Here is a 23,386-nt window from a genome sequence, read left to right on the forward strand (position 1 = left end):
CGCTCAGCCTCCGAACTGGCGTTTGAGGGCGTCGAAGCCGCCCTGGAACACGCCGCCGCCGATATTCGCGACGAGCTCCGCCTCCCGCTCGGGTGCGCAGTCGAACTCAGCGGTCCATTCCATGAAGGTCTGGTCGCCATCCGTGACCGGCGTCAGCCGAAGCGTCGCGACGTAGTCCTCGACCCCCATCGGGGATTCGAGGATCGAGTAGGTGCAGAACATGTCGTAATCGGACAGGCCAAGCAGCTTTTCCCGGATACGATCGCCGTTGCGCAGGCGAAAATCCCTGACGCAGCCGACCTTGTCGGAGGGCTCGCCGCCCTCGATGCGGCTTTCCGCAATCGCGGGATGCCAGTTCGGCAGACCGTTGAAGTCGCGTACCCGCGCCCAGACGCGATCGTTGCGTGCGTTGACGACGGTTGAGACGTAGACCCGGGCCATGGTGCCACCTCAGCCCTTCTTCCGGGGGCTGCGCTCAGGGGGCGGCTCCCCGTCGGGCGAGGGCGCAGCAGCTGGCTTCTCGCCACCGCCACTGTCGCTGCCCTTGCGTGCGGAGTCCTTGATGCCCTGCATGTCGCGAGCTTCCCGGATCAGGCCTGGCATCTTGGCGAGGCTGCCACCTTCGACGCCGATGTCCGCCAGAAGCGAGTCGATCAGCGGCGCCTGGACGCGGTAGCGCAGCGCCGAGTCGATCACCTCGTCGGTGGCGCTACGGCCGCCATTGCCACCATGGCCGTTGCCGTTGAGGCCATCGACCTGAAGGATGCGGATGCCCTCGATCTTCTCCATCGGCTTGACGCTCTCGCGGACGATACCCTCGATGCGGTCGAGCAGCTTTCTACGGAACAGCGAGTAGCGCGCCTGGTCGGTCAGCACGTTCTCGGCCTCGTTGAGCATACGCTGCGCCTCGGCCTCGACTGCAGCGCGGATCCGTTCGGCTTCCGCGGCAATTCGCGTTTCCTCGGCCTGCTTCTCGGCGATCAGGATCTCCACGGTCTTACGGCGCTTCGCGATCTCGCTCTCGCGCGCGGTAATGACGCGCTCGGTGGCTTCAGTGGCATGCACCCGCGCTTCCTCGGCCGAGGCCTTGGCCGCAGATTCTTCGAGCGACTTCAGGTGAATGGCAATCGCCTTCTCCATCAGAACGGTCTCGACCTCCTTCTCGCGATTGATTTCAAGCTTGCGCAGCTCGCGCTCGCGGCCGATGCGGGCCTCGTCGAGGCCGCGATCGGAGGCAATGCGGGCGCGGTCGACCTCTTCGCGCGCGGCAATCTCGGCTTCCTGAAGCGACTGGACACGGGCGACTTCGAGTTGTTCGATCGAACGTCGCCGTTCGATTCGGGCCGCCTCCAGCGCTTGTTCGCGCGAGACGTCCGTGGTCTCGATCTCCTTGCGCGCGACAATCTCGGCCTGCCTGACCTGGCGGTCGGCGTCGATGCGCTCGGATTTCTTGGTCGAGAGCGCAATGACGCGGTCCTCGTCCGCGATCTCGATCGCCTTCTTGTGCTCGATGTTGAGGACTTCGCGCTTCCTGGAGGAGGTGATGCGCTCGGCTTCTAGCGCGAGATCGACGCCGATGCGCTGGCGCTCGATGGTGTCGCGACGCTTCAGCTCGGCGGCCTCGAGCACGGCTGTGCGCTCGATCTCGAGCGCACGTGTGTCACGCTCGGCCTGGATACGCTCGGCTGCAACGGACTTCTCCTGCGCGATCCGGGCGGCTTCGATGGCTTCGCGTGAGGCGATGTCGGCTTCCTCGACGGCGCGGTTGCGGGCGATCTCCAGGGAGCGCACGCGTTCTTGCTGAATGATGCGGGCAGCTTCCGTGGCTTCGCGCGCGGTGACCTCTGCGACTTCCAGCGCCTGGTTGCGTTCGATCTCCAACTGCCGCGTATTCTGCTCGACTGCGATGCGCTCGACAGCGAGCCTGTGCTCGCGGGCGATGCGCGCCGCCTCGACCGCGCGCTGCGCCTCGATCTCGGCTTCCTGGATGTTACGCACCTGCTGGATCTCCAGCGCACGAGTGCGCTCATCGGATGCGATCCGCTCGACATTGACAATCATGGTCTGGGCGATGCGGGCCTTTTCGGTCGTCTCGCGGGCAGCGATCTCGGCTTCGTCCACGGCGCGGGTCCGGTCGATCTCGCGGCGCCGGGTCTCCTCCTCGTTGGCGATGCGGGCGTCGGTCACGACGCGGTCCTGCTGGATACGCGCTTTCTCGATCGCCTCGCGGGCGGTGATCTCGGCTTCCTCGACGGTCTGCATCCGCTCGATTTCGCGCTGGCGCACCTCGCGCTCGGAAGCGATGCGGCTGGTATCGATCGAGCGCTGGTTGGCGATCCGGGCCTTCTCGATCTCTTCCCGTGCGAGCAGTTCCTTCTCCTCGATGGTGCGGGTGCGCTCGATCTCCCGCTGGCGGGTCTCACGCTCCGAGGCGATACGGGCTTCGGCGATCGCCTGGTCGTTGGCGATTCGCGCCTTCTCGATGGTTTCACGGGCGGAAATCTGCGCCTGCTCCGCTTCGGTCTCGCGCAGGGCCCGCTCGCGCGCGACCTCGGTGCGTTGCAGGGCGCGGCGCATCTCGATGTCACGCTCCTGTTCGAGGCGCGCCGTCTCGCTTTCGCGCTCGATCTCGAGCGCCTGCCGCTCGGCCTCCAGGTTGCGAGAGCGGATCTTGATCATCGAATCCTGCTCGATGTCGTTGCGCAGCTTGCGCTTGGCCTCGATATCCTCCATCAGGCGGGTCAGACCTTCGGCGTCGAAACGGTTCGAGGGGTTGAAGAATTCGAGATCGGTCTGGTCAAGATCGGTGATCGCGACTGATTCCAGCTCGAGTCCGTTCTGCGCGAGGGCCTCTGCCGCGTTCGCCTTGAGGCGGGCGACGTACTCGCCGCGTTGCTCGTGCATCTGTTCGAGGGTCATCTCCGAGGCAACGGACCGAATGGCCGAGATGAATTTGCCGGCGAGGAGGGCGTGGAGCTGCTCGGGCTCCATGGTACGGCGGCCGAGCGTGGCGGCCGCGATAGACACGGCTTCGCGAGTCGCCTGGACTCGGACATAGAAATCGGCCTCGATGTCGACGCGCATGCGATCACGGGTGATCACGGCGTCCTGCCGCGAGCGCACGATGCCCATCGGCTGCACGTTCATGTTGACCGGCGTGTAGTCGTGGATGAACGGCAGCACGAAGGCGCCGCCGTTGATCACAACGCGCTCGCCGAGCAGGCCGGTACGAACGAATGAGGTCTCCTTGGACGAGCGGTGATAGAGCCAGTTCACGATGTAGACGCCGACCACGATCACCACGACGGCGACGATCAGCCAAAGGATCAATTCACCGACCAGAGTCCCTGACATGTTTCTCTCCCTCGACCTTTCGGCGTTATCGCGAGCCGATCGCCTTGAATTTGCGAACCTGATCCGTCAGCGCCCGTTCGACCGGCAGCCGCTCCATCGAGGAGGCGCCGTAGAAGCCGTGGCAATTTCGTGTGTTCCTCATGATGAAATCAGCATCGTCCGGATCGGAGATCGGTCCGCCATGAGCGAGCACCAGAATGTCCGGATTGACGCCGAGCGCGGCGGAGGCCCAGGTGTCGATGTGCGCCGGGCAATCCGTCAGCTTGAGTGCGGTCTGCGCGCCGATGGTGCCCCCGGTCGTCAGGCCCAGATGACAGACGATGATATCTGCGCCCGCGATCGCCATCGCGGCGGCTTCCTTCTCGCTAAAGACGTAGGGCGTCGTCAGCAGGTCCTTCTCGCGTGCCTTTGCGATCATGTCGATCTCGAGCGCATAGGACATGCCGGTCTCTTCGAGATTGGCGCGGAACACGCCGTCGATAAGGCCGACGGTCGGAAAGTTCTGCACACCGGCGAAGCCGAGCGCTTTCAATTGGTCCAGAAAAAGATCCATGTCGCGGAACGGATCGGTCCCATTGACGCCGGCGAGCACTGGCGTCCTGGTCACGACGGGCAGCACTTCGCCGGCCATCTCCAGCACGATGGCGTTGGCGTCGCCGTAAGCCATCAATCCCGCGAGCGAGCCTCGGCCGGCCATTCGGTAGCGGCCGGAATTGTAGATGACGATGAGGTCGACACCGCCGGCCTCCTCGCATTTGGCCGAAAGGCCGGTGCCGGCGCCGCCGCCGACGATGGGCTCGCCGCGCCTTGCCATGTCGCGGAAGCGCTTCAACAGTGCAGCGCGTTCAAACCGGGCCATCGGTCACCTCGCTAGTCTCCGGCGCGCCCCAGTGCGGCCGAACAGTGTTCGGAACGCGCTGACAATGGTGGAGGCGAACTCGGGGTCATTGATGTTCTTGGGAACGCGGATGAGCTGACGATTGGCGGTCTGCCGCACGTTGCGCTCAAGCGTGCGGAACAGCGCCGCATCAGTGTCCGGATCCCAGAACGGCTGTCCTCGCGCGTCGAGCGCGGAGACGCCCCCCTCGGGCAGGAAGAAGCGCACCGGGCCGTCCATCCGGTTGAGTCGATCGGAGATCCAGTGCGCCATGCGCTCGTTCTCCTCCGCCGTGGTCCGCATCAAGGTAACCTGCGGGTTGTGGACGTGGAATTTCCTGCCGCGGTAGCGCTCCGGGATGGTCTCGGGCGCGCCGAAATTCACCATGTCCAGCGCGCCCGCCGAGCCGACATAAGGCACCCGGCTGCGGATGATGGCGCCGAAGCGGTCGTCGGTCGCCGGGAACACGCCACCCATCAGGAGGTCCCCGACCTCCGTGGTCGTGAGGTCGATGACGCCTGCAAGCTGCCCGGAATCGACGAGTGCCTCCATTGAGCGCCCGCCGACGCCGGTGGCGTGGAAAACCAGGCACTCGAAATCTTCGCGCAAGTCGGCCGCGATCTTCTGCACCGCCGGCGTAGTGACACCAAACATGGTGATGCCGACCGACGGCAATCCGCTGTCGCTCCGATCCTTTCCTGCATGCTGATCAAGGCGCGCCTTGACCATGCCGGCCAGCGCGTTGGCGCCGTTGGCCAGCACGGCGCGCGAGATCGAGTTGAGGCCCTGCACGTCGGCGACCGAATGCATCATGGTGATGTCCGCGGGGCCGACATAGGGCCCGACGTCACCGGAGGCGATGGACGAGATGATGAGCTTCGGCACTCCGACGGGAAGAGTTCGCATACCGGGCGCGACCAGCGACGCTGCGCCCGAGCCGCCGGCCGAAATCACGCCGGCAACATTGCTCTGGCGCCGCAGCCAGCTGGCGAAGGCCTCGGCCATCGCGGTGACGGCGGCGCCGCGGTCGGGTCCGAATACCGCCGATCCGCCGCGGCCATGGTTCAATGCGATCTCCTGGGCGGAGACGTCGCTGGTCGCGTGCCTGCCGCTGGTGGAGACATCGACCAGTCGGGTTCGCAGGCCGGTCCCGGCGATGATGTCGCGGATGAAGCGGAGCTCGGTGCCCTTGGTGTCGAGCGTACCGACGACGAGCACGACCGGAGAGCCCTGCGTTTGTGCCGCGACCGGTTCGCGCCGGCGTCGTGCCGTCTCGTCGAGACGCATCACCTGTGTCGAGAACGTGCGGGCCGCGGCCTCGATGCGGGCGATCGGCACCGGTTGCGACCAGCGTGTCGGCGGCGTCGGGTTGGACATGTAGATGCGGATCGCGCCGCCTGGCCGCATCTGCTGCGGAGAAGGCTTCGGTTCCGTATCCGCCGGCGGCACGTCGAGGTCGAGCTCGAGTCCGGCGTGCATTCCGACACCGAGCAGGCGCTGCTGCAGTTCTCGATCGGCGGCAAGCCGCACCGAATCGATGATGCGGTTGACGCGGCCGTTGACCATGATCGCGACGTTACGCGACACGGCCGTCGCCACGCCGATATTCTGCTCGATCACGAGCACGGACATCTCGCCGTCCTCGCCAAGCCGTAGCAGCATCTCCTCGACCTGGGCCACGATGACCGGCGCGAGCCCCTCGGTGGGCTCGTCCATGATCAGGAGCCGCGGGTTGGTGAGCAACGCGCGGGAGATCGCAAGCATTTGTTGTTCGCCGCCGGAGAGCTGGCCGCCGCCGTGATCCTTGCGCTCGGCCAACCGCGGAAACGTCTTGTAGATGCGCTCGACCGTCCAGGCGCCGCGGCGCAAGCCGGCGGCAAGCTGCAGATGCTCGTCGACACTGAGCGAACGCCATAGCCGCCGGCCCTGCGGAACGTAGCCGACGCCGAGTCGGGCTATGTGGGCAGGCGGCTGTCGGGTGATGTCATCGCCGCGGATGCGGATCGAGCCGCCGCTGACCGGCACCAGCCCCATGATGGCCTTGCACAGCGTGGTCTTGCCCATGCCGTTGCGGCCGACGACCGAGAACACGCCGGCCTCGAGCGTCAGGTCCACGCCCTGCAGTGCGTGCGAATGGCCGTAATAGACGTCCAGGCCGCGGACTTCGAGCGCGGCGGCGGTACGGCGGACCTCACTCATGGCCGCCTCCGAGGTAAAGCTCCTGCACTTCGGGATCGGACTCGATCTCCTGCGGACGGCCTTCCTTGAAGATCCGCCCGTTGTGCATCATTGTGACGCTCTCGACGACGCGCAGGGCCACGTCCATGTCGTGCTCGATGATGATGTAACCGATATGCGCGGGCAGGGAGGTCAATATCTCGATCAGCTCGGCACGCTCGGTCGGCGACAGTCCCGCGGCGGGTTCATCGAACAGGACGAATCGCGGCGCGCCGGCAAGCGCAAGTGCAATCTCGAGCTGGCGCTGCTGGCCATGCGCGAGCTCGGCAACGCGCTGATCCTTCACGCCCGAGAGATGGACGGCCTGCACGAGATTTTCGGCCGCGTGCATCAACGCATCGTTCTGACCGGGGCGGAGAAACGAGAAGCGCCCGCGTGAGACGCCCCGGCAGGCGAGGTAGACATTGTCCTGGACGGTGAGGCCTGGAAACAGCGCGGAGATCTGGTAAGTCCGGCGCAGGCCACGGCGGATGCGCTCATAGGGCGGGAAGTGCGTGACGTCCTCGCCGAAGAAGCGGATGGTGCCACTAGAAGGTGGGAAGTCGCCGGTGATACAGTTGAACAGCGTGGTCTTGCCGGCGCCGTTGGAGCCAAGCACGGCGCGCCGTTCGCCGGGGCGGACGGTAATAGTGATGTCGGTGAGTGCCGCGAGCGCGCCGAACAGACGCGTCACGCCGCGCAGCTCCAGCGCCGCGCCGGCGCCCACGACAGAGAGGCGTTGCGCGACGCTATCCATGGGGGGATCCTTGGCCAAGTTCTCGGCCAGGTTCCCGGCCATGTCGTCCATTTGAACTTGCCGCGCCGGAGCGTTGGCGGCGCCGCCAGCTCTGCCAGAGCCCGATGACGCCGTCCGAGGACCAGAACACGATGGCGAGGAAGCCGAGGCCGATCAGGAGCCGAAAGCGGTTGCCGTCGAGCCCCAGCTTGACCAGGAAGTCGAGTGCGAAGGTGCGCAGCAGCACGAAGATCAGCGCGCCGATAAAGGGTCCGACGGGGCGCGTGATGCCGCCGACGATCGCGATGATGAGGATATCGATGCACGCTCCAACGCTCACGGATCCCGGCGAAATCTGCCGGTAGTTCCAGACCTGGAGTACCCCAGCCAGCGCCGCGACGAAGGACGCGAAGGCGTAGGCCGCAACGCGATGCGCATTGACGTTGAAGCCGAGCGCTGCCATGCGGCGGGGATTGTCGCGTACGCCTTGCAGCGCGAGGCCGAACGGTGCGCGGGAGATGTAGTCCACGGCGAAGTAGCACAGCGCGGCTACCGCGAGGACGATATAATAGAAGGGAATGTCGGCACGCCAGTTGACGCCCCAGAAATGCGGCGTGGCAACGGTATTGATGCCGGTATGGCCGTTGAAAATCGCCCAGTTCTGGTTGGTGAAATAATAGAACGCCGCGCCGATCGCGAGCGTGATCATGATGGTGTAGATGCCCTCGGTGCGTACCGCCAGCGCGCCGCCGAGCGTGCCGAAGATGGTCGCGAGCGCGAGCGCCATCGGGACCGCAAGCCACCACGGCCATCCCAGGCTGATATTGGCGTTGCCGCTGACGCCAAACACCGCGACCATATAGGCGGAGAAACCCGCGATGGTGAGCTGCATCAGGCTAACCATGCCGCCATAGCCGGCAAGAAACATCAGACTCAGCGCCATCGTTCCGAGGATCAGCGTGGTCGCAAAGATCTCGATCAGGAAGAAGCCGTTGGCGATCAGGGGCATGATCAGGAGAATGGCTGCGACGGTCCAGGCCGCCGGATTGTCGATCTCCGGCCATCCGCGCAATCTGGAGCGTTGCACAGCAGCGGTGGGACGAACCGGGACGCGGGCGTCGTGAGCGAGGGACATGTCAGCGCCTCGCCAACAGGCCCTGCGGCCGAATTGCCAGCACCAGAACCATGATCAGGAAGGTCACGACGATGGCGTAGGTTGGGATGTAGACGGAGCCGAGCTGCTCGGCGAGGCCGATGATAAGCGCGCCCAGCGCAGCCCCCGGGATCGAGCCCATGCCGCCGACGATCACGACGACGAGGGAGGCGAGCAGGAAGCGGATATCTTCGCCGGGCGAGAGCGACTGGAACGTTCCGCCGACGACCCCGGCGACGCCGGCGAGGCCGGCGCCGAGCGCAAACACCACCACGAAAACGAGTTGGATCCGCACTCCGGTCGCCGCCAGGATGTCGCGATCGTCGACGCCGGCGCGGATGATCATGCCGATGCGCGTGCGGTTGAGCGCCAGCCACATCGCCACGCCGATCACGACGGAGGCGGCGAAGATCACGAGTCGGACCATGGGATAGCGGAGATAGACCGGCTCGCCTGAGGATTTGACCGCGGTGACCAGCGGCAGCTCCACAGGTCCGATCAACCAGTTCGGGGTCTGGATCTGATAGAAATCGCCGCCGCAGGCCCACAGCATCAAATCGGCGAACACGATCGAGAGACCGATCGTCACCATGGTCTGGCGCAGGTCCTGGCCCTCCATGCGGCGGAAGACGAGGACCTGGAGCAGGACGCCGACCAGTGCCGTCAGGATGAAAGCGACGATGAAGCTGAGGACCCATGAACCGGTCGCGGCGCTGATGGCGTAGCCGACATAGCCGCCGAACAAATAGAGCGAGCCGTGTGCGAGGTTGACGTTGCGCATCAGGCCGAAGATCAGCGTAAAACCGCTGGCGACGAGGAAATAGAGACCGCCGAGTGTGATGCCGTTGAAGAGAGCGTTGAGGAAGACCCGCTTGCGGCCGAACGCATCTTCAACGCCCTGCGGCCAGACCGCGAAAATCAGCCAGAGTCCTAACGCGATCGCAATGATGACGATCAGTGCCCAGGCGGGATGGCGTTCGACAAAGCGGGTCATGATCGCCGCTCCGTCTTCACGTCACCCCATCTCCCGCCCCGCAAGCGGGGCGGAGGGGCACGCAGACCGTTGCCGGCCGCAAGCCCTGCCATGCACGTGCGCTCCCTATCGCGCGCGATCCTCGTTTCGGGACCGCGTTTGGCGCATCCTAATGCGGCTGTAAGGGAGGCGCTTGATCGTGAGTATCTTTTCGCGTGGCCTCAGGCGCGCAAAACCTTGGCCGCGCGGCGATAATCTGTCGGCGCCATGCCGACGTTGGCGGCGAAGAAGCGGGTGAATCCGCTCTGCGATGAGAAGCCGAGATCGAAGCCGATATCAGCGATCGGCGCTTCGCTCGCCACCAGCGCCTCCAGTGCCTGCTCCATCATCAGCGTATTGAGATAGAGGTGTGGCGTGACGCCGGTCTGGGTGCGGAAGAGCCGGTAGAAATGCGGCCGCGACAGGCCGGATTCGCGCGCGATGGTGTCGAGCTCGATCTCGGCGCCAGGACTCTCCGACATCATCTTGATGCATTTGCGAACGCGAAAATCCGTGACGGAGCCGTTTGCGCGTGGATCGCGCGCGGTCGCCGCCTGTTGCCAGCTTTCGTCGTAACAGATGTCGATCAGGCTTCTCAGCTCGCCATCGAGGCTGTTGAGCGAGGGAGCGCCGCACACGAGGGCGGCTGCGTGCCTGATATGCTTGTCCAGCGCAACGGACCGCGTGAACTGGGTGCGGCCGAAGCGCAGGCGGTCGGCGCCGGGCGCATCGGGCGCAAACCACTCGGCATTGACGTAGAGCACGAAGAAAACAGCGCCGCCTTCGAGATCGGACGGCAAGAAATTATGCGGCTCCCACGGATTGACCGCGACGACGGACCCTTCGGTGAGCTCGTAGCGTCCGTCGCTGACATCGATGCATGCGGAACGCCCGCCGACATGGAAGATCAAATGACCTTCGCGATGTGCGTGGATGTTGAAAGGGCGGTTCAACTGATAGACCGTCGCCCGACCAAAGCGGCCGTGGAAGACGGCGAGCGCCCGGCTCATGCCTCTCCTCCCAAAAGCTCTTGTATTTTTTGGTAGCGTTCAACAACCTGGGAGAGAATGCAAGGGCGCACGTGTCGCGCTTCTGGCAAATCTCTCCCCGGCCGGTCATCGTTCGCGAATGAGACTAGGTCAGTATTTCTTACATTCCGGTACAGTGCGGCTCGGTAAACCGATTTTGGCGAACACCGCGGGATCGTAGCCCAGCGTTTGGTTGACGTTCGGGATCACGTTCACGACCTTTGAGAACAGCGCGCCCTTGCCGTCGTCGACAACCTCGGTGACGAAGTTGGTGCCGATCGCCTGGCGGTTGGAGTCCAGCTTGATCTTTCCGTTGGGTGCGTCGAGTTCGATCTTGGCAAGGGCCTCCTTGTACTTGGCTTGATTGTTGGAGAGATCTCCGTTGACCTGACGCAGCGCCAGGATCAGCGCCATTGTCGAGCCATAATAGTTGGTGGCGAGCAGCGATGGGCTCGGGAAGCGCTTGTTGGGCGGGAAGGCGTCCTGATAGTCCTTCACGAACTTCTGCCAACTCGGGTTCTCCCAGGTATCGGCCTGGCCGCTCGCGGCCAGCGTGCCAATCAGGGCATTCTTGGCGTTTCCCTTGGACGACAGGATGGTCTGGTCGATCATGATCGAGCCGCCCATCAGATGCGCCTTGCCGCCGGCCTGCTGGTATTGGTTCAGGAAGTTGACGGCGTCGGCGCCGCCGAGGCCGAGATAGATTGCATCAACGTCGTCGGGCAGTGCGGCGATAACCGAGGCAAAGTCCTTGGTGCCGAGCGGCACCCATTGCCGGTTGGTGACCTGTCCGCCAGCACCGCAGAACTCGAGCACGAGGCCGAACACTTGCGTATAGATGAAGGAGTAGTCTTCGCCGACGGTCGCGATCTTGCGATACTTCTTTTGGTCATAAGCGTATTTGCCGAGACCCACCTGCCATTGCGCGCCGTCCATGTTGTAGCGGAAAAAGTTCGGAGCGGGATCGACATAGGTCGTTTCCTGGGCCCCGGAGGCGGCATTGATGAAGGTCAGTTCGGGATGGGTCTTTGCAAAATTCTTGACCGCGATGCCTTCGTCGCCAGAGAGCGGCGACAGCAGGATCTGTACCTTGTCCTGCTCGATCAGCTTGCGCACGGCTCGCACGGCGGAGTCCGGCGTCGCGTCGGTCGAAGCGATGACAAATTCGAGTTCCTTGTCGCCGACCTTCTTGCCGAGCACGTTGAGGGCCGTCTGGAAGCCGCGGATACCGTCCTCGCCGAGCACGGTGTAGGTACCTTCGAGCGTCGCGGTGACGCCGACCTTGATCTTCTCCTGTGCGAAGGCGGTGCCCGAAAGTAACAGGCTGCTCAACGCGATCAGTCCTAGACTGCCTTTCAACATTGCTCTCCTCCCAGGGCGTTCTTGTCGCTGTTTTTCACCGCGCCCTGACGCGTCCGCCGCACGATGCGGCGTTCGGACAAGGCCAACGGTTCTTGAAAGGGAGGCTATCCGAACTCGGATGCAGTGCACGTGTCGGAGCCGTGGGCGGTTTAACGGGCAGTCTCATTTTGAATGTTGCGTCGCGATTAACATCGCGGTGCAACAGGCGTCAGGCTTCCCGAATTGGCACCCGCCAGCCGCATGGCGGTTGCGACTGCGGCCGCGTGAACAGGATCGCTCGAATAGAGGAGAAATCAATCGTAGGCGTTGCGTGATTTCGCCGCGCGCGGCACTCGCTGGTTATACGTTGTGGCAAGCGATTGTCCTACCGTCGGCGCCGGCAGATCGAAGTTGTGGCACATCGACGAGACAGCGATCGCTGGCCATTGGACAGCGGGGCGCATATGCACAACCGCACGGTCGCGTGAAGAGACTTGGCGGTTCACCCATTTCGATCGCGCCCTGGATCCGTTTCGATGGATCGGGCTTCGGAATTGCTGCCACCAACGCGCGCGTATAGGGATGGAGCGGATAATCGAGGACCGTCCGCGTCCCGGCCTGCTCTACGATCCGGCCCATATACATGACAGCAACGCGGCTGCTGATCTGTCCGATCACGCCAAGGTCGTGCGAGATGAAGAGCATCGACAGTCTCAACTGGTCACGCAGATCCATCATTAGATTGAGCACCTGCGCCTGCACGGAAACGTCGAGGGCCGAGACCGGCTCGTCGGCAACGATGATGGACGGGGTGGGAAGAATGGCGCGTGCGATTCCGACCCGCTGCCGCTGCCCGCCACTCAGCTCGTAGGGATAGCGAGCGGCGAAAGAGGGGTTCAACCCGACGGCCGTCAAGGTGGCAGCTATGGCCGCGCTTCGCTCGGCGCGGCTCTTGAAGAAGCCGCTGATGTCGGCCGCCTCCGCCACCGAATCTCCAATTGCGCGCCGCGGGTTGAGCGATGCATTGGGATCCTGGAAAACCATTCGAACGCTTAGACGCTTCTCACGGAGGCCGGAGCCGCCGGCTCCGATCAATTCGGTTCCCTTCAATTTGATGTTGCCGCTGTCGGGCTGGACCAGCCCGACGAGGGTGCGGCCCAGCGTGGTCTTGCCGCAGCCGGACTCGCCGACAATCCCGAGGACCTCGCCTTGGGCCAGCGACAGCGATACACCATCCACCGCCTGCACCCGATATTTCCGACCGGCTCGCCTAGCACTGAACGAGACCATCATGTCCCGGACGTCGAGGATGGCATTGCCGCTCATGGCAGCTCCCCGCCGGCCAGTGGAAATGCGCAGAGCACCTCGTGCCCTTGGGAGGCCTCCAGGCGAGGCGGGGTCGCCACGCGGCACTCATCGCGTACCGCTGCGCAACGCAAGGCAAACACGCAGCCAGCAGCGACCGAACCTGGCAGCGGCGGCTGACCAGAAATTGTAGGCAGCCGGCGCGCGCCGGAATTTCGCGACGGCATGCAATCCATCAGTCCGCGGGTGTAATGATGACGGGGTGCGCCGAACAGCGCATCGACTGCCGCAGTTTCCACAATCCGGCCGGCGTACATGACAGCAACGCGATCGGCGAGCTGCGCAATGACCCCCATGTCGTGGGTGATGAACAATATCGCCATATCGAGCCGATTGCAGAGCTCGCGCAAGAGCCCGAGAATCTGAACCTGTATGGTGACGTCCAGCGCGGTGGTCGGTTCATCGGCGACCAGCACCTGTGGCCTGCAGGCCAGCGCAATCGCGATCATGACCCGCTGGCGTTGGCCTCCGGACAACTGGTGTGGATACGCGGACAGCTGCATTTTGGGGTCGGGCATGCGGACCAGTTCGAGCAGCTCGCGAGCGCGGACGAGCGCCGCCGCGCCCGAAATTCCCTCATGTACGCGTACGGCTTCGGCGATCTGATCGCCGATCCGACGAACCGGGTTGAGTGAGGTCATCGGCTCCTGAAAGATCATTGCCATGCGGCCGTGGCCGGCTTCGACACGTTGCCAGGGCTGCAGCTGCGTTACGTCGCAGCCCTCCAACAGGACCCGCCCGGCCCGGACCCGGGGACCGGGCTGCGGCAGCAATCCCATGACTGCAAGCGAGGTCATGCTCTTTCCACAACCGGACTCGCCGACGAGACCGAGGATCTCGCCCTTGGCCAATCCGAAGGACACGCCCGCGACGATGTCGACCGGCGCGGTTTCCGTCCCCACTGACACCGTAAGGTCGCAAACTGTCAGCACGGCCTAACCCTTCTCACCGAAGACTTGACGGAACCGCGGATCGAGTCGATCGCGCAATGCATCGCCGACCAGGTTCAGAGAAAATGCAGTCGCCACGATCATCATGCCCGGGAAGAAGAGCAGCCACGGAGCGCGCGTGATGAAAGTCCGCGATTCCGCCAGCATATTGCCCCAGCTCGGAATGTCCGGCGGGGCGCCGAGGCCCAGGAAGTCGAGTGAAGCCGCGCCGAGCTGCGCGAACGCGAAGACGAAGCTGGCCTGCACGAGAAGTGGTGAGACCAGGTTCGGCAAGATGTGCCGAGTGATGAGCCACGCCGCTCCGGCGCCCATGCTGCGAGACGCCTCGACGTAGGTTTCCGCGCGCAAGCGCAGTGTCAGTCCATAGACGATGCGGGTCGTCGTCGTCATGTAGCCGATCCCGATGGCCAGAATGACGGTGGCCACACTCGGGCTCAAGATGACAATCAGGCCGAGTGCGAGAAGCAGAGTCGGGAAAGCCATCAGCACGTCGACTATGCGCATCAGCAGGTGCCCCAGCCGCGGGAACAGAGCGGAAAGTACGCCGGCCGGAACGCCGGTCGCGAGAGCGAAGACGACCACGCCGGAGCCGATCAGAAGTGCCATGCGTGCTGAATGAATGGTGCGCGACAGGGTATCCCGGCCGAATTGGTCGGTGCCGAACCAGTGGGTCACGTTCGGGGGCGTCAGGCGGATCAGGGGATCGATGGCATACGGATCGTAAGGCGACACCCAGGGTGCGAAGACGGCGGCGAGCACAGTCGCCAGAAGAACCCCGAGCCCGGCCAGCGCGATCGGGCGGGCGACAAACGGCTTGAGCCACAATGTCACGCTGTTGCTGCTCATTGCAGTTCAACCCGCGGATCGAGCAGACGATAGCTCAGATCGACGATCAGATTGATCAGGAGATAAACCACCACGATGACCAGGATGACGCCCTGGATCACAGGGTAGTCTCGGCGAAGGATCGACTGAACGACAAGGCGGCCGATGCCGGGCAGGGCAAACACGGTTTCGGTCACCACCGCTTCGGACAGCAGCGCGGCGAAGGTGAAGCCGAAGGCCGACACGACCGCCAGGAGTGCATTACGCCAGATGTGGCGGCGCACGACCTGCCACGGCCGGATTCCCTTTGCACGGGCCGTGCGTACATAGTCCTCCCGGGAGACGTCGAGCATGCTGGCGCGCGTCAGCCGCAGGATCAAAGCGGCATTCGGAGCCGCAAGCGCCAGGCTTGGGAGGACGAGATAGCGGAGATTGAGGACACCACCTTCGAAGATCGACGGATAGCCGGAGCTCGGAAACCAACCAAGCCAGGCCGCAAAGATCAGGATCAGATAGAGCCCGACCCAGAACGTGGGTATCGAGGCCATCAGCATCGCCCCGCCGGACAATCCCTGATCGAGCCACGTGCCGTGCCGGACCGCCGCAATCATGCCGATCGGCACCCCGATGACCGCAACCCAGATCATCGTCATGGTGGCGAGCAAAGTGCTGGTCTCGGCGCCATCGGCAATTACCGACAGCACGGGCGCCTGGAAGAAGATCGACCGCCCGAGGTCGCCCTCGAGCACATGGCCGGCCCAAGTGAGATATTGCAGGATAATCGGTTGGTCGAGACCGAGCTGGTGTCGCAAGGCGTCGATCTGGTCGGGGGTCGCGGTGTCACCGAGCAGAACATAAATCGGGTCACCCGGCACGATATGGATGAACGCGAAGATGATGATGGACGCTGCCAGCAGCGTCACCGCCGTCGTTGCTGCGCGCTTGAATGCGTAAGACCACATGTGATTGAGCGCCTGGTCAGCTGCAACGATGCGCGCCGGCGCCGGCGCTCGACAGTCTTCGCGGCCTCATTGCCCGTCCTTATTTCGTGGACACATTCCAGAACACGGGGCCGTTTGGGTTGAGCCCCTTGAGCTTGGGAGAAGCAATGTCATAGGTGTAGGCATCGCCTACTTTCATCACCGGTACCTGCTCATAGATCAGCGACTGGATCTTGCCCCAAGTCGACTTGCGCGCGGCTGGATCGGTCGTGTTGATCAACTCAGCTCTAAGCGAGCCGATCTCGGGGCTGTCCCACCAGCCGGGATAGCTCGCATTCAAGAACGTGAGCAGCAGCGGGTCGGGCGCGAAGGAATGGTGGGTGACGAAGATGTCCCATTGTTCCGGCTGGCCGCGCATCTTCAGAAGGGTCGCCCAATCGACGACCATCATCTGAACATTGATCCCGGCGTCGGCCAGCTGGCGGGTGAAGACGGAGGCTTCGTCATAGTGTGCCTGGTAGTTCGTCGAGACCAGCAGGCGGATCGGCGTCCCCGTGTAGTCCGCCTCCTTTGCGAGCTCCTTGGCCTTCTTCGGGTCGTGCGCACTGTAATTGGAGACGCCTTCGCTCGAGTACCAGGGTGTGCCGTTTGGAAAGATCGATCCTTCGGCAGTCCATAGGTCCTTGGGACCGAAGGCGACGCGCAGCGCCTGCGACTTATCCAGCGCGGTCTGGATAGCGCGACGGAGCTTGTAATTGTCCTTCAGGATTCCCTGCTTCGAGTTCATGAAGAACAGGCCGAAGATCGGCGCGTTGGTACGCTGCACCTGAACCGATGGATCTTTGCTCAGGGACTCGTACAGATCACCGGAGATCATTTCCGCATAGTCGTAGTCGCCCGCCTGCACGCCGCTCACGCGCGTTCCGACGTCAGGCACCGGAATGAACCGGATCTTGTCGAAGCTCGCAACGCGGGCGCCGGCGAAGCCGTCACCCTTTTCCTTCACCGGCTTGTAGCCGTCGAACCTCTCCACCTCGACATAGCGGTTCGGCCGCCACTCCACGAACTTGTAAGGCCCGGTGCCGATATAGTCCTTTTGCTCGATCGGCCGGTTCCCCGCTTTGGCGGCTATGTCTTCCGGATAGATCGCAAGACCGCCATTGACGTCCGCAATGAGAGCCTTCCAGGCGCCGTTCGGCGCGGACAATTTCAGGGTGACTTCATACTGTCCGGTGGCCTCGACCGACGTAGCCGCCGCCATCAGGAGCTTGCCGCGGGCACCGAAACTGCCCCATCGCGTCATCGAGGCGGCCACGTCCTTGGCGGTCATCTCCTTGCCGTTGTGGAAGAGGACACCTTCGCGGAGCTTGATGACGATGGTCCGACCGCCGTCTTCCGTGCGATCGCTCTCGGCCAGCAGCGGACGCGGCGTATAGGTCGAGTCCAGCGCATACAGGGTCTCGAAGATGTGGCGGCCGATGACCGATGCGACGTCGGCTGTCGTCAGCATGACATCGAGCGGTGGCGGTTCTCCGATGGTGGCTTCGCGCAGCAGGGTGGCGGCATTGGCCTGCGCAAGCAAGAATGAAGCGGTGGCCAGCCCCACGACGCCACGCATCAAGACACTTGGACCGTATCTCATGATCGCCCTCCCGCCTTGCTGACCGCCTGCTTCCCGGTGCAGGGGATGTGCCTTTCAGCTGTTGGGCTGCTGGCACGCTATTGATTGTTTGAAAGTTACATACACAATCTGGCAATTATCAAGCGGAAAATGCTATTCTTGATGGGGCAAGCCGATATACGCTTGTCGGTGCTGAAGGTTTCTTACGGCAGCCTCCCGCCAATGGCGCAGGTGGATCTGACCTGGAGAAGGGCAGGCAATGGCGCGTGCAAAGCGAAATCATCCGGCGAGAGCCGTTGGTGCAGCGATCTCGAAGCCGTCGGGCGACGACAATGTCATGGCCGGCGACATCATCTCCCTTATCAGGCAGAGCGCTCTAAGCCTCAGTCCGTCGGAGCAGCGCGTTGCCACGGTGCTGCTGGCCGATATGGAGTTTGCCGTTCACGCCAGCAATTCCGAGCTGGCCCGCCGGGCGCGCGTCAGCGAGCCGACGGTAACCCGGTTCAGCCGCTCCGTCGGTTGCCGGGGCGTCCGCGACCTCAAGGTGAGGCTGGCTCAAGCAATGGCGGTTGGGCGGATTTACGTTGAGCCTCCCCCGCATGTCAGGACCGATCTGGCACGCCCCGCGCTCTGGCGGTCGGTGTTTCAGGAAATTCGTCGTGCAATTGCCGCTGCCGAGGAGGGACTTCGCAAGGACGACATCGAGAGGGCTGCCGAAGCGATCTCCCGCTGTTCGAAGCTTGCAGCGTTCGGGGTGGGGGGCGGTTCCACTCTTGCGGCGGCGGAAGTTCAGAACCGGTTCTTTCGTCTTGGGATCGCCGTCTCGCATGCCTCCGATCCGAGCTTGATGCGCATGATCGCCGCGACTTTCGGGCGGGATGACGTCGTCGTTGCCATCTCGACCACCGGTGCGGCGAACGAAGTGATCGAGGCAGCCACTATCGCCAAGCAATACGGCGCCTTGGTCGTCGCAATCACCAAGCCGCAAAGCAGGCTGGCCTCAATCGCCGATATTGCGCTTGGCGTGCACGTGCCCGAAGCGCCAGACGCGCTTAAGCCGACCGCGTCGCGCTATGCATTTCTCGCCACCATCGATCTGCTCGCAGCGTCAACCGCCTATTGCAAGCCGCTCGAAGCCCAGGCCCGCATGCGGCGGATCAAATACGAGTTGCTGAAGGGGAGCGACGGGGACGCCAAAGGGCCGCTGGGGGACTGAAATATTTACCATGGCCCAATGAGGATTTGGTCGGTGCATGCCGCTCGCATGTGGCAACATCAATCGCGCTGTGAAACCTGAACCGCACATCCCGCAGAAAAACCATCCGGCAGGATGCGGTGTTCAAAGCTGGCAACGACGGCTATCAGCGGCAGACGTAGCTGCCATTGACCAGAACGCGGACACACGCCGTGCCGACCGCGGCTGCACCAACTGCTGCGCCGCCGACGACCGCGCGTCTGGTGGTGCGCCGTGCTACGCCGGCGACTGATACGGGCGTCAAGGGCCGCCCGACTCGTGCTTCAGCCCGGCCGAGCGCGAGCGAAAGGCCTTCCTCCGCCGACCAGTCGATCGAGCCGGACACTCCGAGGGCGACCACGGCAATTGCGAGTGATAGTTTTGTGATCAAACCACGCTTCATGATAGTCTCCGCCTGTGAGAGTCAATCTGGATCGTTCCATGGACTGGCGCTCGGACCGTTGATCAAGATCAAGGAACCGTGGGAATCGTAAGCTGGTAACCGAAGGCGAACCACCAGAACGTTTCAGTTGGGTCGGGTACATGCGTCACCCTTTTCGCCTCGTTTCTACTTCTGTATGCAGAGCGGCCTCAGTGTCTCGTCGCTGCTGCGTGCTTTCGTATATTCCATCAGCGCCGTCCGGGCTGCTCGCAACGCTCTGCGCTTGAAAATTCTTGTGTCGATATGACAGCGCCATTCGCGACGCCGAGCCAGCTGATGACGACCAAAACATAGGTCATGGTATCCTCCCCCTCAGCCGTCGATCTCCTAAGCGCAGATCAGCGCGACGGGCGGCTTAATGGGCGCCGCCCATCGCGCCATCATGAAGCTCTATTGGCACACGTACATGATGCCATCGCCGCCCTTCACCAACGAGCCTGGGACGCAACCGATGCCGTTGCGCGCCGCATAGTCGGTCCAGCCGCTGTAGCCGTAGCTCCACGGTCCGCCGAAATAATAGGCTCGCACCGCGTACCAGGGCAGACCGTCATTCGTGTAGTAGTGACCGCGATAATAGGAAGTGACGTACAATCGCGTCGCCGCTTGCGCCTTGTCGACCTGCGGCGAAATTCCGCCTTGGTCGTTCCAGCCGTTGGACAACGTCGTGCCGCATACGAGGACGGCGACGGCAGCGGGCAATCTTCCTTGCGCTCGCTGAGTTCATGGACCTTCTCCAAAAATGAACCTCTACGTCATAAGACCAACGCAGCACCAGGGCCGTGGCTTGCTTTAGATCAAGGGATTCAACAAATCGCATCTGCTTCGTCTTCGATTTTACCGCGTCAAGTTCGGATCGCGTTAAGGAAATCTGGATGACGACGCTTTGATGTCGAGTGCAGCCCGCCGGGGCGCATCGGGAAGCGTGCTGTCACGTGGTGGACCGGCTCTCTCCACACTTGGGCCAAGTATGCCATCGTGCGAACGCTTCTCGCTCGAATGCGTCAGGCCGTCGGTGACAAGCTCCGAGACGGCATGACGCGTTTGGATCTGCTCTTCATCAATTCTGCCGGCGTAGGCTCGTGTTGCGCCGCGACCAATTTGTTGAAGGCGAAGAATAGCCGGGCGGTGATGCCGCCTTTCAATAGGTGCTCTTCAGGAAGCATCTCGGCGGCCAGCCGTGACCAGCTTCTTGCCTCGGCCATCCAGACCGTTTGGTTCGCCGGATCCTGGCTTGCAAGCTGTCGGCAAAGTGCCGCGCGCGAACTCAGCTCGAATTGGCTCATCATCGGCCCTCCCTGCCAGAAGCTCGATGTACGCGGTGAGAATTCTGCGTTGCGTTCTACATCTCTGCAATTGCCCTTCCGGCCATTGTACCAAGGGGCATGTCACTGACACTGACCAAGCCGTGCGGCACTACGCGAGGCCGTGTTTGGGACAATTCAATTCGTTGATCTGGCTCAAGCGAAGCCGCGTTCGGACGCGGTGAACATTAGCCTTGCTGCAGCGTGCGTGCGCTTACCGACGAAGTGCCGCCATGCCTCAGCAAGTGCTTCACAAGGGGCGCGCCGCGGCCGACGCAACGGCGGGTCGATTTAGGCTACCACGTCCATGCAGGTTGCATTGCTGCGCCAATTCTGCCGCCGTGGCCCGTTGCTTGCCAGACGAAGATCTGCGGCGGCAATGGCGCTGACGATGCCCATCTCACGATATCTGTTCTATGTCGGCGGTACGTTGCTCGCGATGCTCTTCGTTGCGGACGCGCTGGTGCCGGATCGGCCCGCCATACGCGGTGAAGCTGCGCGCTCCGCCACCATCCGCATCCATTCCGATTGGAAATTGCCCGAGCGGGTCGTTCTCGACACGAGCCGGCCCACGATTGTCGCAACCGACATCGCCAAGGTCGAACTTGGTGCCCTGCCGGGCGCCGACTTCCAACAGACGCGCGTTCGCGAGGCCTTTGCTCAGCTCGGACCGCTCGATGCCGAACGACCGCCAGCGCGTTCGTCGGCAAAGGCTGATGCGAAGCCGCAGCGTCAAAACAAAATTGTGAGGAGGCACATCGAAAAAAATATCCGGCTCGTCGCGCGGCCGCCGCAGTACGGCTGGTTTGGCAACCAGGTTTGGTGAGCGTCTCCGATGGTCGCATCTTCGGAGTGGGGCGCCCGCCATGATACTGTCAACGAGCGCACGTCGAGGCATTGCCCAATCAAACGTCCTTGAAGATCGGGAGTAACTGACATGAGTGAAACGTTAATGTCTGGACGGGTCGATCGTCGCGAGGCTTTTTCGTTGGTGGGATGGGCCGCTGTACTCGGATTGGCGACATCCGGCACGTTCCTGTTCGGAACAGAAGCGCCGGCGCAGACGATCGGCATGGAGCGACGCCAGGAGAGGCGGGGAGCCCGCTACGAGCGGCGTCAGGAACGGCGCACGGGGCCGGACTGAACGCAGTTAGGAAAGGCGGACAGGGCGCACGGAGCGCCGCGAAGAGCGGCGCAACTAGGACGTCACATGATCTTACCGATCTTCATTTGCCGACAGATGTCCGCTTGATTGAGATCCGGAAGCTGGCGGATGCCGCAAACCTGGTACGTCACGTTCGAGGTGCACAAGCGCGGGACCTTGCCGAAGCGGCGAAGTCCCCGGGAAACGCGCACATTCGAGAGCGAAGCCGAGGCGCGGACCTTCGCGCGAGAGAAATTCAACGAGGGAATGATCGTGTTCGCAGGCACGCTCAATCCCTTTTTGCCGCGACGGTTGATTCCCTCGAGCGACATTCCGTCCTGGATCGAGCAAGGCCGAGGCGACGAGATTACCGGCCCCGATGCCAAGCGCGACCCGGAGAAATAGGCGGGCCATCACGGTGGTTGATGCGGATGACTGGAGGTGACTCGGAGCAGACGGCTGCCTTTCGGCCAATTCGGATACTGGCGCCAGTCGTTCGACTCCGCGGGCGAGGCAAACCGAAGCCTGGTTCGAAATGTCTTGAGTGTTGCCATTTTGGCACGTGGAGTTTGCGGCCTCGCCCGTAGAGTTTCAGCTGGAAGTTGGGGGATGATTGCAATGCAACAAGCCGCCGTTCGAGCAATCAAAAAGCGGCCGGCAAGGAGAGAGCATGATGAAAAGACTTCTGCTGACAACAATTGGCCTGGTGGCGTTGGCCATGGGACCCGCCATGGCTGCCGATATGGCCGTGAAGGCGCCGCCTCTGGCACCGATCGTTCCAATCTACAATTGGACGGGGTTCTACATCGGCGGCAATGGTGGCTGGGCGCAGAACCACAACTGCGTGGATTTCCTTGACGCGGCCGGCGTCGCCGTCGCTTCCGGCTGCCGCGATCGATCCGGTGGCGTCATCGGTGGCCAGCTTGGCTATCGCTGGCAGGCCAGCCAGTGGGTGTTTGGTCTGGAGGCTCAGGGCGATTGGGCGGATCTCAGTAACCAGCGCGTCAGCCTGTTCGATCCGACGCTCTCCACGCGCGCCAAAACGAGCGCCATCGGCCTCTTCACCGGCCAGATCGGCTACGCCTGGAATGCGTCACTGCTCTACGTGAAGGGCGGCGCGGCGGTGACAGACAACCGGCTGAGCGTCCTTGATACTGCGTCCGGCGTCGAACTCGCCGCGCAAAGTGCGACCCGTTGGGGTGGCGTCATTGGTGTTGGATTCGAGTACGGCTTCACCCCGAATTGGTCGGTGGGGCTCGAATACGATCATCTGTTCATGGGGCACCGGAATAATTCGTTCACGGTCGCCGATCCGCGCCTTGCCGCTTTTGTGAACGACCGGATCACCCAGGACGTCGATATGCTCACCGTGCGCTTCAACTACCGCTTCGGCGGGGCCAACCCGGTCGTCGCAAGGTACTGAGCTCTCCAGGGTCTGACGTCTTCAGGGGGCCGGCAGTCATGTCGGCCCTCATTTTTGTGGCCGTACCGCGCAAGCCAGTCAGCGCCTGTCGGCGCGATCGACGGGACCGCCGCGGTTGGTCGGAGTGCCGGGCCGCACCGCTTCCCGTGCGGCAGCGCGCGCGACGGGACGCACTCCCAACACGACGCCTGGCCTCGCGACGCAATGCGCCGGATAGTCCACGTTTTGGCAGTATATAATGACGTTGGCGCTTTCAGGACTCGCGAGAACCAGCTCGGTCGTCATGAATGCAGCTGCTAGTCCGATGCGCCTCCTCTGTTCGAAACCGCAAGTCGATGTCAGCGCTCCTGCCTGCGTGCTGATCCAGATCAATGGAGGTATCGCGCTCGCGCTGCCATTGCGCCACGGCGACAACAAGCGCG

Annotated in this window: 22 protein-coding genes; 5 read left to right on the forward strand and 17 right to left on the reverse strand. The window is 63.2% G+C overall.

Annotated features, from left to right (window positions below):
- Window positions 1-3 precede the first annotated feature (3 nt).
- The 14 genes from IVB45_RS13305 to IVB45_RS13370 form a co-directional block, all read right to left on the reverse strand.
- Window positions 4-441, reverse strand: coding sequence for an SRPBCC family protein (locus IVB45_RS13305; RefSeq protein ID WP_027569315.1), 438 nt, complete (start codon window positions 439-441; stop codon window positions 4-6).
- Window positions 442-450: 9 nt separating this feature from the next.
- The gene (locus IVB45_RS13310) at window positions 451-3,354 is read right to left on the reverse strand and encodes a flotillin family protein (protein WP_247359675.1); all 2,904 of its coding nucleotides are present in this window, start codon (window positions 3,352-3,354) and stop codon (window positions 451-453) included.
- Window positions 3,355-3,379: 25 nt separating this feature from the next.
- Window positions 3,380-4,213, reverse strand: a complete 834-nt coding sequence (locus tag IVB45_RS13315) for a phosphoenolpyruvate hydrolase family protein (protein WP_247359673.1) — start codon at window positions 4,211-4,213, stop codon at window positions 3,380-3,382.
- Between the two features lie 3 nt (window positions 4,214-4,216).
- A complete protein-coding gene (locus tag IVB45_RS13320; protein ID WP_247359671.1) occupies window positions 4,217-6,430 on the reverse strand; it encodes an ABC transporter permease in 2,214 nt (737 codons plus the stop codon).
- Window positions 6,423-7,205 carry an ABC transporter ATP-binding protein gene (locus tag IVB45_RS13325; protein ID WP_007593014.1) on the reverse strand — a complete coding sequence of 261 codons (783 nt, stop codon included), beginning with the start codon at window positions 7,203-7,205 and terminating at the stop codon, window positions 6,423-6,425. Before IVB45_RS13325 ends, IVB45_RS13320 begins: the two co-directional genes overlap by 8 nt.
- Window positions 7,198-8,319, reverse strand: coding sequence for a branched-chain amino acid ABC transporter permease (locus IVB45_RS13330; RefSeq protein WP_247359670.1), 1,122 nt, complete (start codon window positions 8,317-8,319; stop codon window positions 7,198-7,200). The genes IVB45_RS13325 and IVB45_RS13330 overlap by 8 nt, the downstream gene beginning before the upstream one ends.
- A 1-nt stretch (window position 8,320) precedes the next feature.
- The gene (locus IVB45_RS13335; RefSeq protein WP_247359669.1) at window positions 8,321-9,331 is read right to left on the reverse strand and encodes a branched-chain amino acid ABC transporter permease; all 1,011 of its coding nucleotides are present in this window, start codon (window positions 9,329-9,331) and stop codon (window positions 8,321-8,323) included.
- Between the two features lie 200 nt (window positions 9,332-9,531).
- The gene (locus tag IVB45_RS13340) at window positions 9,532-10,359 is read right to left on the reverse strand and encodes an AraC family transcriptional regulator (protein ID WP_027569321.1); all 828 of its coding nucleotides are present in this window, start codon (window positions 10,357-10,359) and stop codon (window positions 9,532-9,534) included.
- A gap of 129 nt (window positions 10,360-10,488) precedes the next feature.
- The gene (locus tag IVB45_RS13345; protein WP_007593010.1) at window positions 10,489-11,739 is read right to left on the reverse strand and encodes an ABC transporter substrate-binding protein; all 1,251 of its coding nucleotides are present in this window, start codon (window positions 11,737-11,739) and stop codon (window positions 10,489-10,491) included.
- A 339-nt stretch (window positions 11,740-12,078) separates the two neighbouring features.
- Window positions 12,079-13,044 (reverse strand): ABC transporter ATP-binding protein, encoded by a 966-nt coding sequence (locus tag IVB45_RS13350; protein ID WP_247359668.1) that lies wholly within the window; start codon window positions 13,042-13,044, stop codon window positions 12,079-12,081.
- On the reverse strand, window positions 13,041-14,015 hold the full coding sequence (locus IVB45_RS13355; protein ID WP_247359666.1) for an ABC transporter ATP-binding protein: 975 nt from the start codon (window positions 14,013-14,015) through the stop codon (window positions 13,041-13,043). The genes IVB45_RS13350 and IVB45_RS13355 overlap by 4 nt, the downstream gene beginning before the upstream one ends.
- A gap of 3 nt (window positions 14,016-14,018) precedes the next feature.
- Window positions 14,019-14,879: an ABC transporter permease gene (locus IVB45_RS13360; RefSeq protein WP_247359665.1), complete on the reverse strand. Its 861-nt coding sequence runs from the start codon at window positions 14,877-14,879 to the stop codon at window positions 14,019-14,021.
- Entirely contained in the window at window positions 14,876-15,820 is a 945-nt protein-coding gene (locus tag IVB45_RS13365; RefSeq protein ID WP_247359663.1) for an ABC transporter permease, read from the reverse strand. Before IVB45_RS13365 ends, IVB45_RS13360 begins: the two co-directional genes overlap by 4 nt.
- A gap of 79 nt (window positions 15,821-15,899) precedes the next feature.
- Window positions 15,900-17,441 (reverse strand): ABC transporter substrate-binding protein, encoded by a 1,542-nt coding sequence (locus IVB45_RS13370; protein WP_247359662.1) that lies wholly within the window; start codon window positions 17,439-17,441, stop codon window positions 15,900-15,902.
- 316 nt (window positions 17,442-17,757) lie between these two features.
- Between IVB45_RS13370 and IVB45_RS13375 the strand changes: the two genes are divergently transcribed.
- A complete protein-coding gene (locus IVB45_RS13375; RefSeq protein WP_247359660.1) occupies window positions 17,758-18,636 on the forward strand; it encodes a MurR/RpiR family transcriptional regulator in 879 nt (292 codons plus the stop codon).
- Between the two features lie 145 nt (window positions 18,637-18,781).
- Here IVB45_RS13375 and IVB45_RS13380 read toward each other — a convergent pair whose 3' ends face one another.
- The 3 genes from IVB45_RS13380 to IVB45_RS13390 all read right to left on the reverse strand — a co-directional run bounded on the left by IVB45_RS13380 (window position 18,782) and on the right by IVB45_RS13390 (window position 20,382).
- On the reverse strand, window positions 18,782-19,057 hold the full coding sequence (locus IVB45_RS13380; protein ID WP_247359659.1) for a hypothetical protein: 276 nt from the start codon (window positions 19,055-19,057) through the stop codon (window positions 18,782-18,784).
- Between the two features lie 429 nt (window positions 19,058-19,486).
- Window positions 19,487-19,795, reverse strand: coding sequence for a hypothetical protein (locus tag IVB45_RS13385; RefSeq protein WP_247359658.1), 309 nt, complete (start codon window positions 19,793-19,795; stop codon window positions 19,487-19,489).
- Window positions 19,796-20,097: 302 nt separating this feature from the next.
- Window positions 20,098-20,382 (reverse strand): hypothetical protein, encoded by a 285-nt coding sequence (locus IVB45_RS13390; RefSeq protein ID WP_247359657.1) that lies wholly within the window; start codon window positions 20,380-20,382, stop codon window positions 20,098-20,100.
- A gap of 322 nt (window positions 20,383-20,704) precedes the next feature.
- Between IVB45_RS13390 and IVB45_RS13395 the strand changes: the two genes are divergently transcribed.
- The 4 genes from IVB45_RS13395 to IVB45_RS13410 all read left to right on the forward strand — a co-directional run bounded on the left by IVB45_RS13395 (window position 20,705) and on the right by IVB45_RS13410 (window position 22,964).
- A complete protein-coding gene (locus tag IVB45_RS13395) occupies window positions 20,705-21,223 on the forward strand; it encodes a hypothetical protein (protein WP_247359656.1) in 519 nt (172 codons plus the stop codon).
- 111 nt (window positions 21,224-21,334) lie between these two features.
- On the forward strand, window positions 21,335-21,541 hold the full coding sequence (locus tag IVB45_RS13400; RefSeq protein WP_247359655.1) for a hypothetical protein: 207 nt from the start codon (window positions 21,335-21,337) through the stop codon (window positions 21,539-21,541).
- A gap of 129 nt (window positions 21,542-21,670) precedes the next feature.
- A complete protein-coding gene (locus IVB45_RS13405; RefSeq protein ID WP_247359653.1) occupies window positions 21,671-21,946 on the forward strand; it encodes a hypothetical protein in 276 nt (91 codons plus the stop codon).
- A gap of 265 nt (window positions 21,947-22,211) precedes the next feature.
- Window positions 22,212-22,964 (forward strand): outer membrane beta-barrel protein, encoded by a 753-nt coding sequence (locus IVB45_RS13410; RefSeq protein WP_247359652.1) that lies wholly within the window; start codon window positions 22,212-22,214, stop codon window positions 22,962-22,964.
- Window positions 22,965-23,386 lie beyond the last annotated feature (422 nt).

The sequence above is a fragment of the Bradyrhizobium sp. 4 genome (assembly GCF_023100905.1).
Classification (GTDB): Bacteria; Pseudomonadota; Alphaproteobacteria; order Rhizobiales; family Xanthobacteraceae; genus Bradyrhizobium.

Excerpts from the sequence above, each read along its gene's own strand:
- IVB45_RS13370 (WP_247359662.1), bottom strand. The coding sequence starts at position 17,441 with ATGAGATACGGTCCAAGTGTCTTGATGCGTGGCGTCGTGGGGCTGGCC.
- IVB45_RS13380 (WP_247359659.1), bottom strand. The coding sequence starts at position 19,057 with ATGAAGCGTGGTTTGATCACAAAACTATCACTCGCAATTGCCGTGGTC.
- IVB45_RS13390 (WP_247359657.1), bottom strand. The coding sequence starts at position 20,382 with ATGATGAGCCAATTCGAGCTGAGTTCGCGCGCGGCACTTTGCCGACAG.
- IVB45_RS13305 (WP_027569315.1), bottom strand. The coding sequence starts at position 441 with ATGGCCCGGGTCTACGTCTCAACCGTCGTCAACGCACGCAACGATCGC.
- IVB45_RS13340 (WP_027569321.1), bottom strand. The coding sequence starts at position 10,359 with ATGAGCCGGGCGCTCGCCGTCTTCCACGGCCGCTTTGGTCGGGCGACG.
- IVB45_RS13310 (WP_247359675.1), bottom strand. The coding sequence starts at position 3,354 with ATGTCAGGGACTCTGGTCGGTGAATTGATCCTTTGGCTGATCGTCGCC.
- IVB45_RS13345 (WP_007593010.1), bottom strand. The coding sequence starts at position 11,739 with ATGTTGAAAGGCAGTCTAGGACTGATCGCGTTGAGCAGCCTGTTACTT.
- IVB45_RS13335 (WP_247359669.1), bottom strand. The coding sequence starts at position 9,331 with ATGACCCGCTTTGTCGAACGCCATCCCGCCTGGGCACTGATCGTCATC.
- IVB45_RS13365 (WP_247359663.1), bottom strand. The coding sequence starts at position 15,820 with ATGTGGTCTTACGCATTCAAGCGCGCAGCAACGACGGCGGTGACGCTG.
- IVB45_RS13400 (WP_247359655.1), top strand. The coding sequence starts at position 21,335 with ATGAGTGAAACGTTAATGTCTGGACGGGTCGATCGTCGCGAGGCTTTT.
- IVB45_RS13410 (WP_247359652.1), top strand. The coding sequence starts at position 22,212 with ATGATGAAAAGACTTCTGCTGACAACAATTGGCCTGGTGGCGTTGGCC.
- IVB45_RS13375 (WP_247359660.1), top strand. The coding sequence starts at position 17,758 with ATGGCCGGCGACATCATCTCCCTTATCAGGCAGAGCGCTCTAAGCCTC.
- IVB45_RS13395 (WP_247359656.1), top strand. The coding sequence starts at position 20,705 with ATGCAGGTTGCATTGCTGCGCCAATTCTGCCGCCGTGGCCCGTTGCTT.
- IVB45_RS13360 (WP_247359665.1), bottom strand. The coding sequence starts at position 14,879 with ATGAGCAGCAACAGCGTGACATTGTGGCTCAAGCCGTTTGTCGCCCGC.
- IVB45_RS13330 (WP_247359670.1), bottom strand. The coding sequence starts at position 8,319 with ATGTCCCTCGCTCACGACGCCCGCGTCCCGGTTCGTCCCACCGCTGCT.
- IVB45_RS13315 (WP_247359673.1), bottom strand. The coding sequence starts at position 4,213 with ATGGCCCGGTTTGAACGCGCTGCACTGTTGAAGCGCTTCCGCGACATG.
- IVB45_RS13350 (WP_247359668.1), bottom strand. The coding sequence starts at position 13,044 with ATGAGCGGCAATGCCATCCTCGACGTCCGGGACATGATGGTCTCGTTC.
- IVB45_RS13405 (WP_247359653.1), top strand. The coding sequence starts at position 21,671 with ATGCCGCAAACCTGGTACGTCACGTTCGAGGTGCACAAGCGCGGGACC.
- IVB45_RS13320 (WP_247359671.1), bottom strand. The coding sequence starts at position 6,430 with ATGAGTGAGGTCCGCCGTACCGCCGCCGCGCTCGAAGTCCGCGGCCTG.
- IVB45_RS13325 (WP_007593014.1), bottom strand. The coding sequence starts at position 7,205 with ATGGATAGCGTCGCGCAACGCCTCTCTGTCGTGGGCGCCGGCGCGGCG.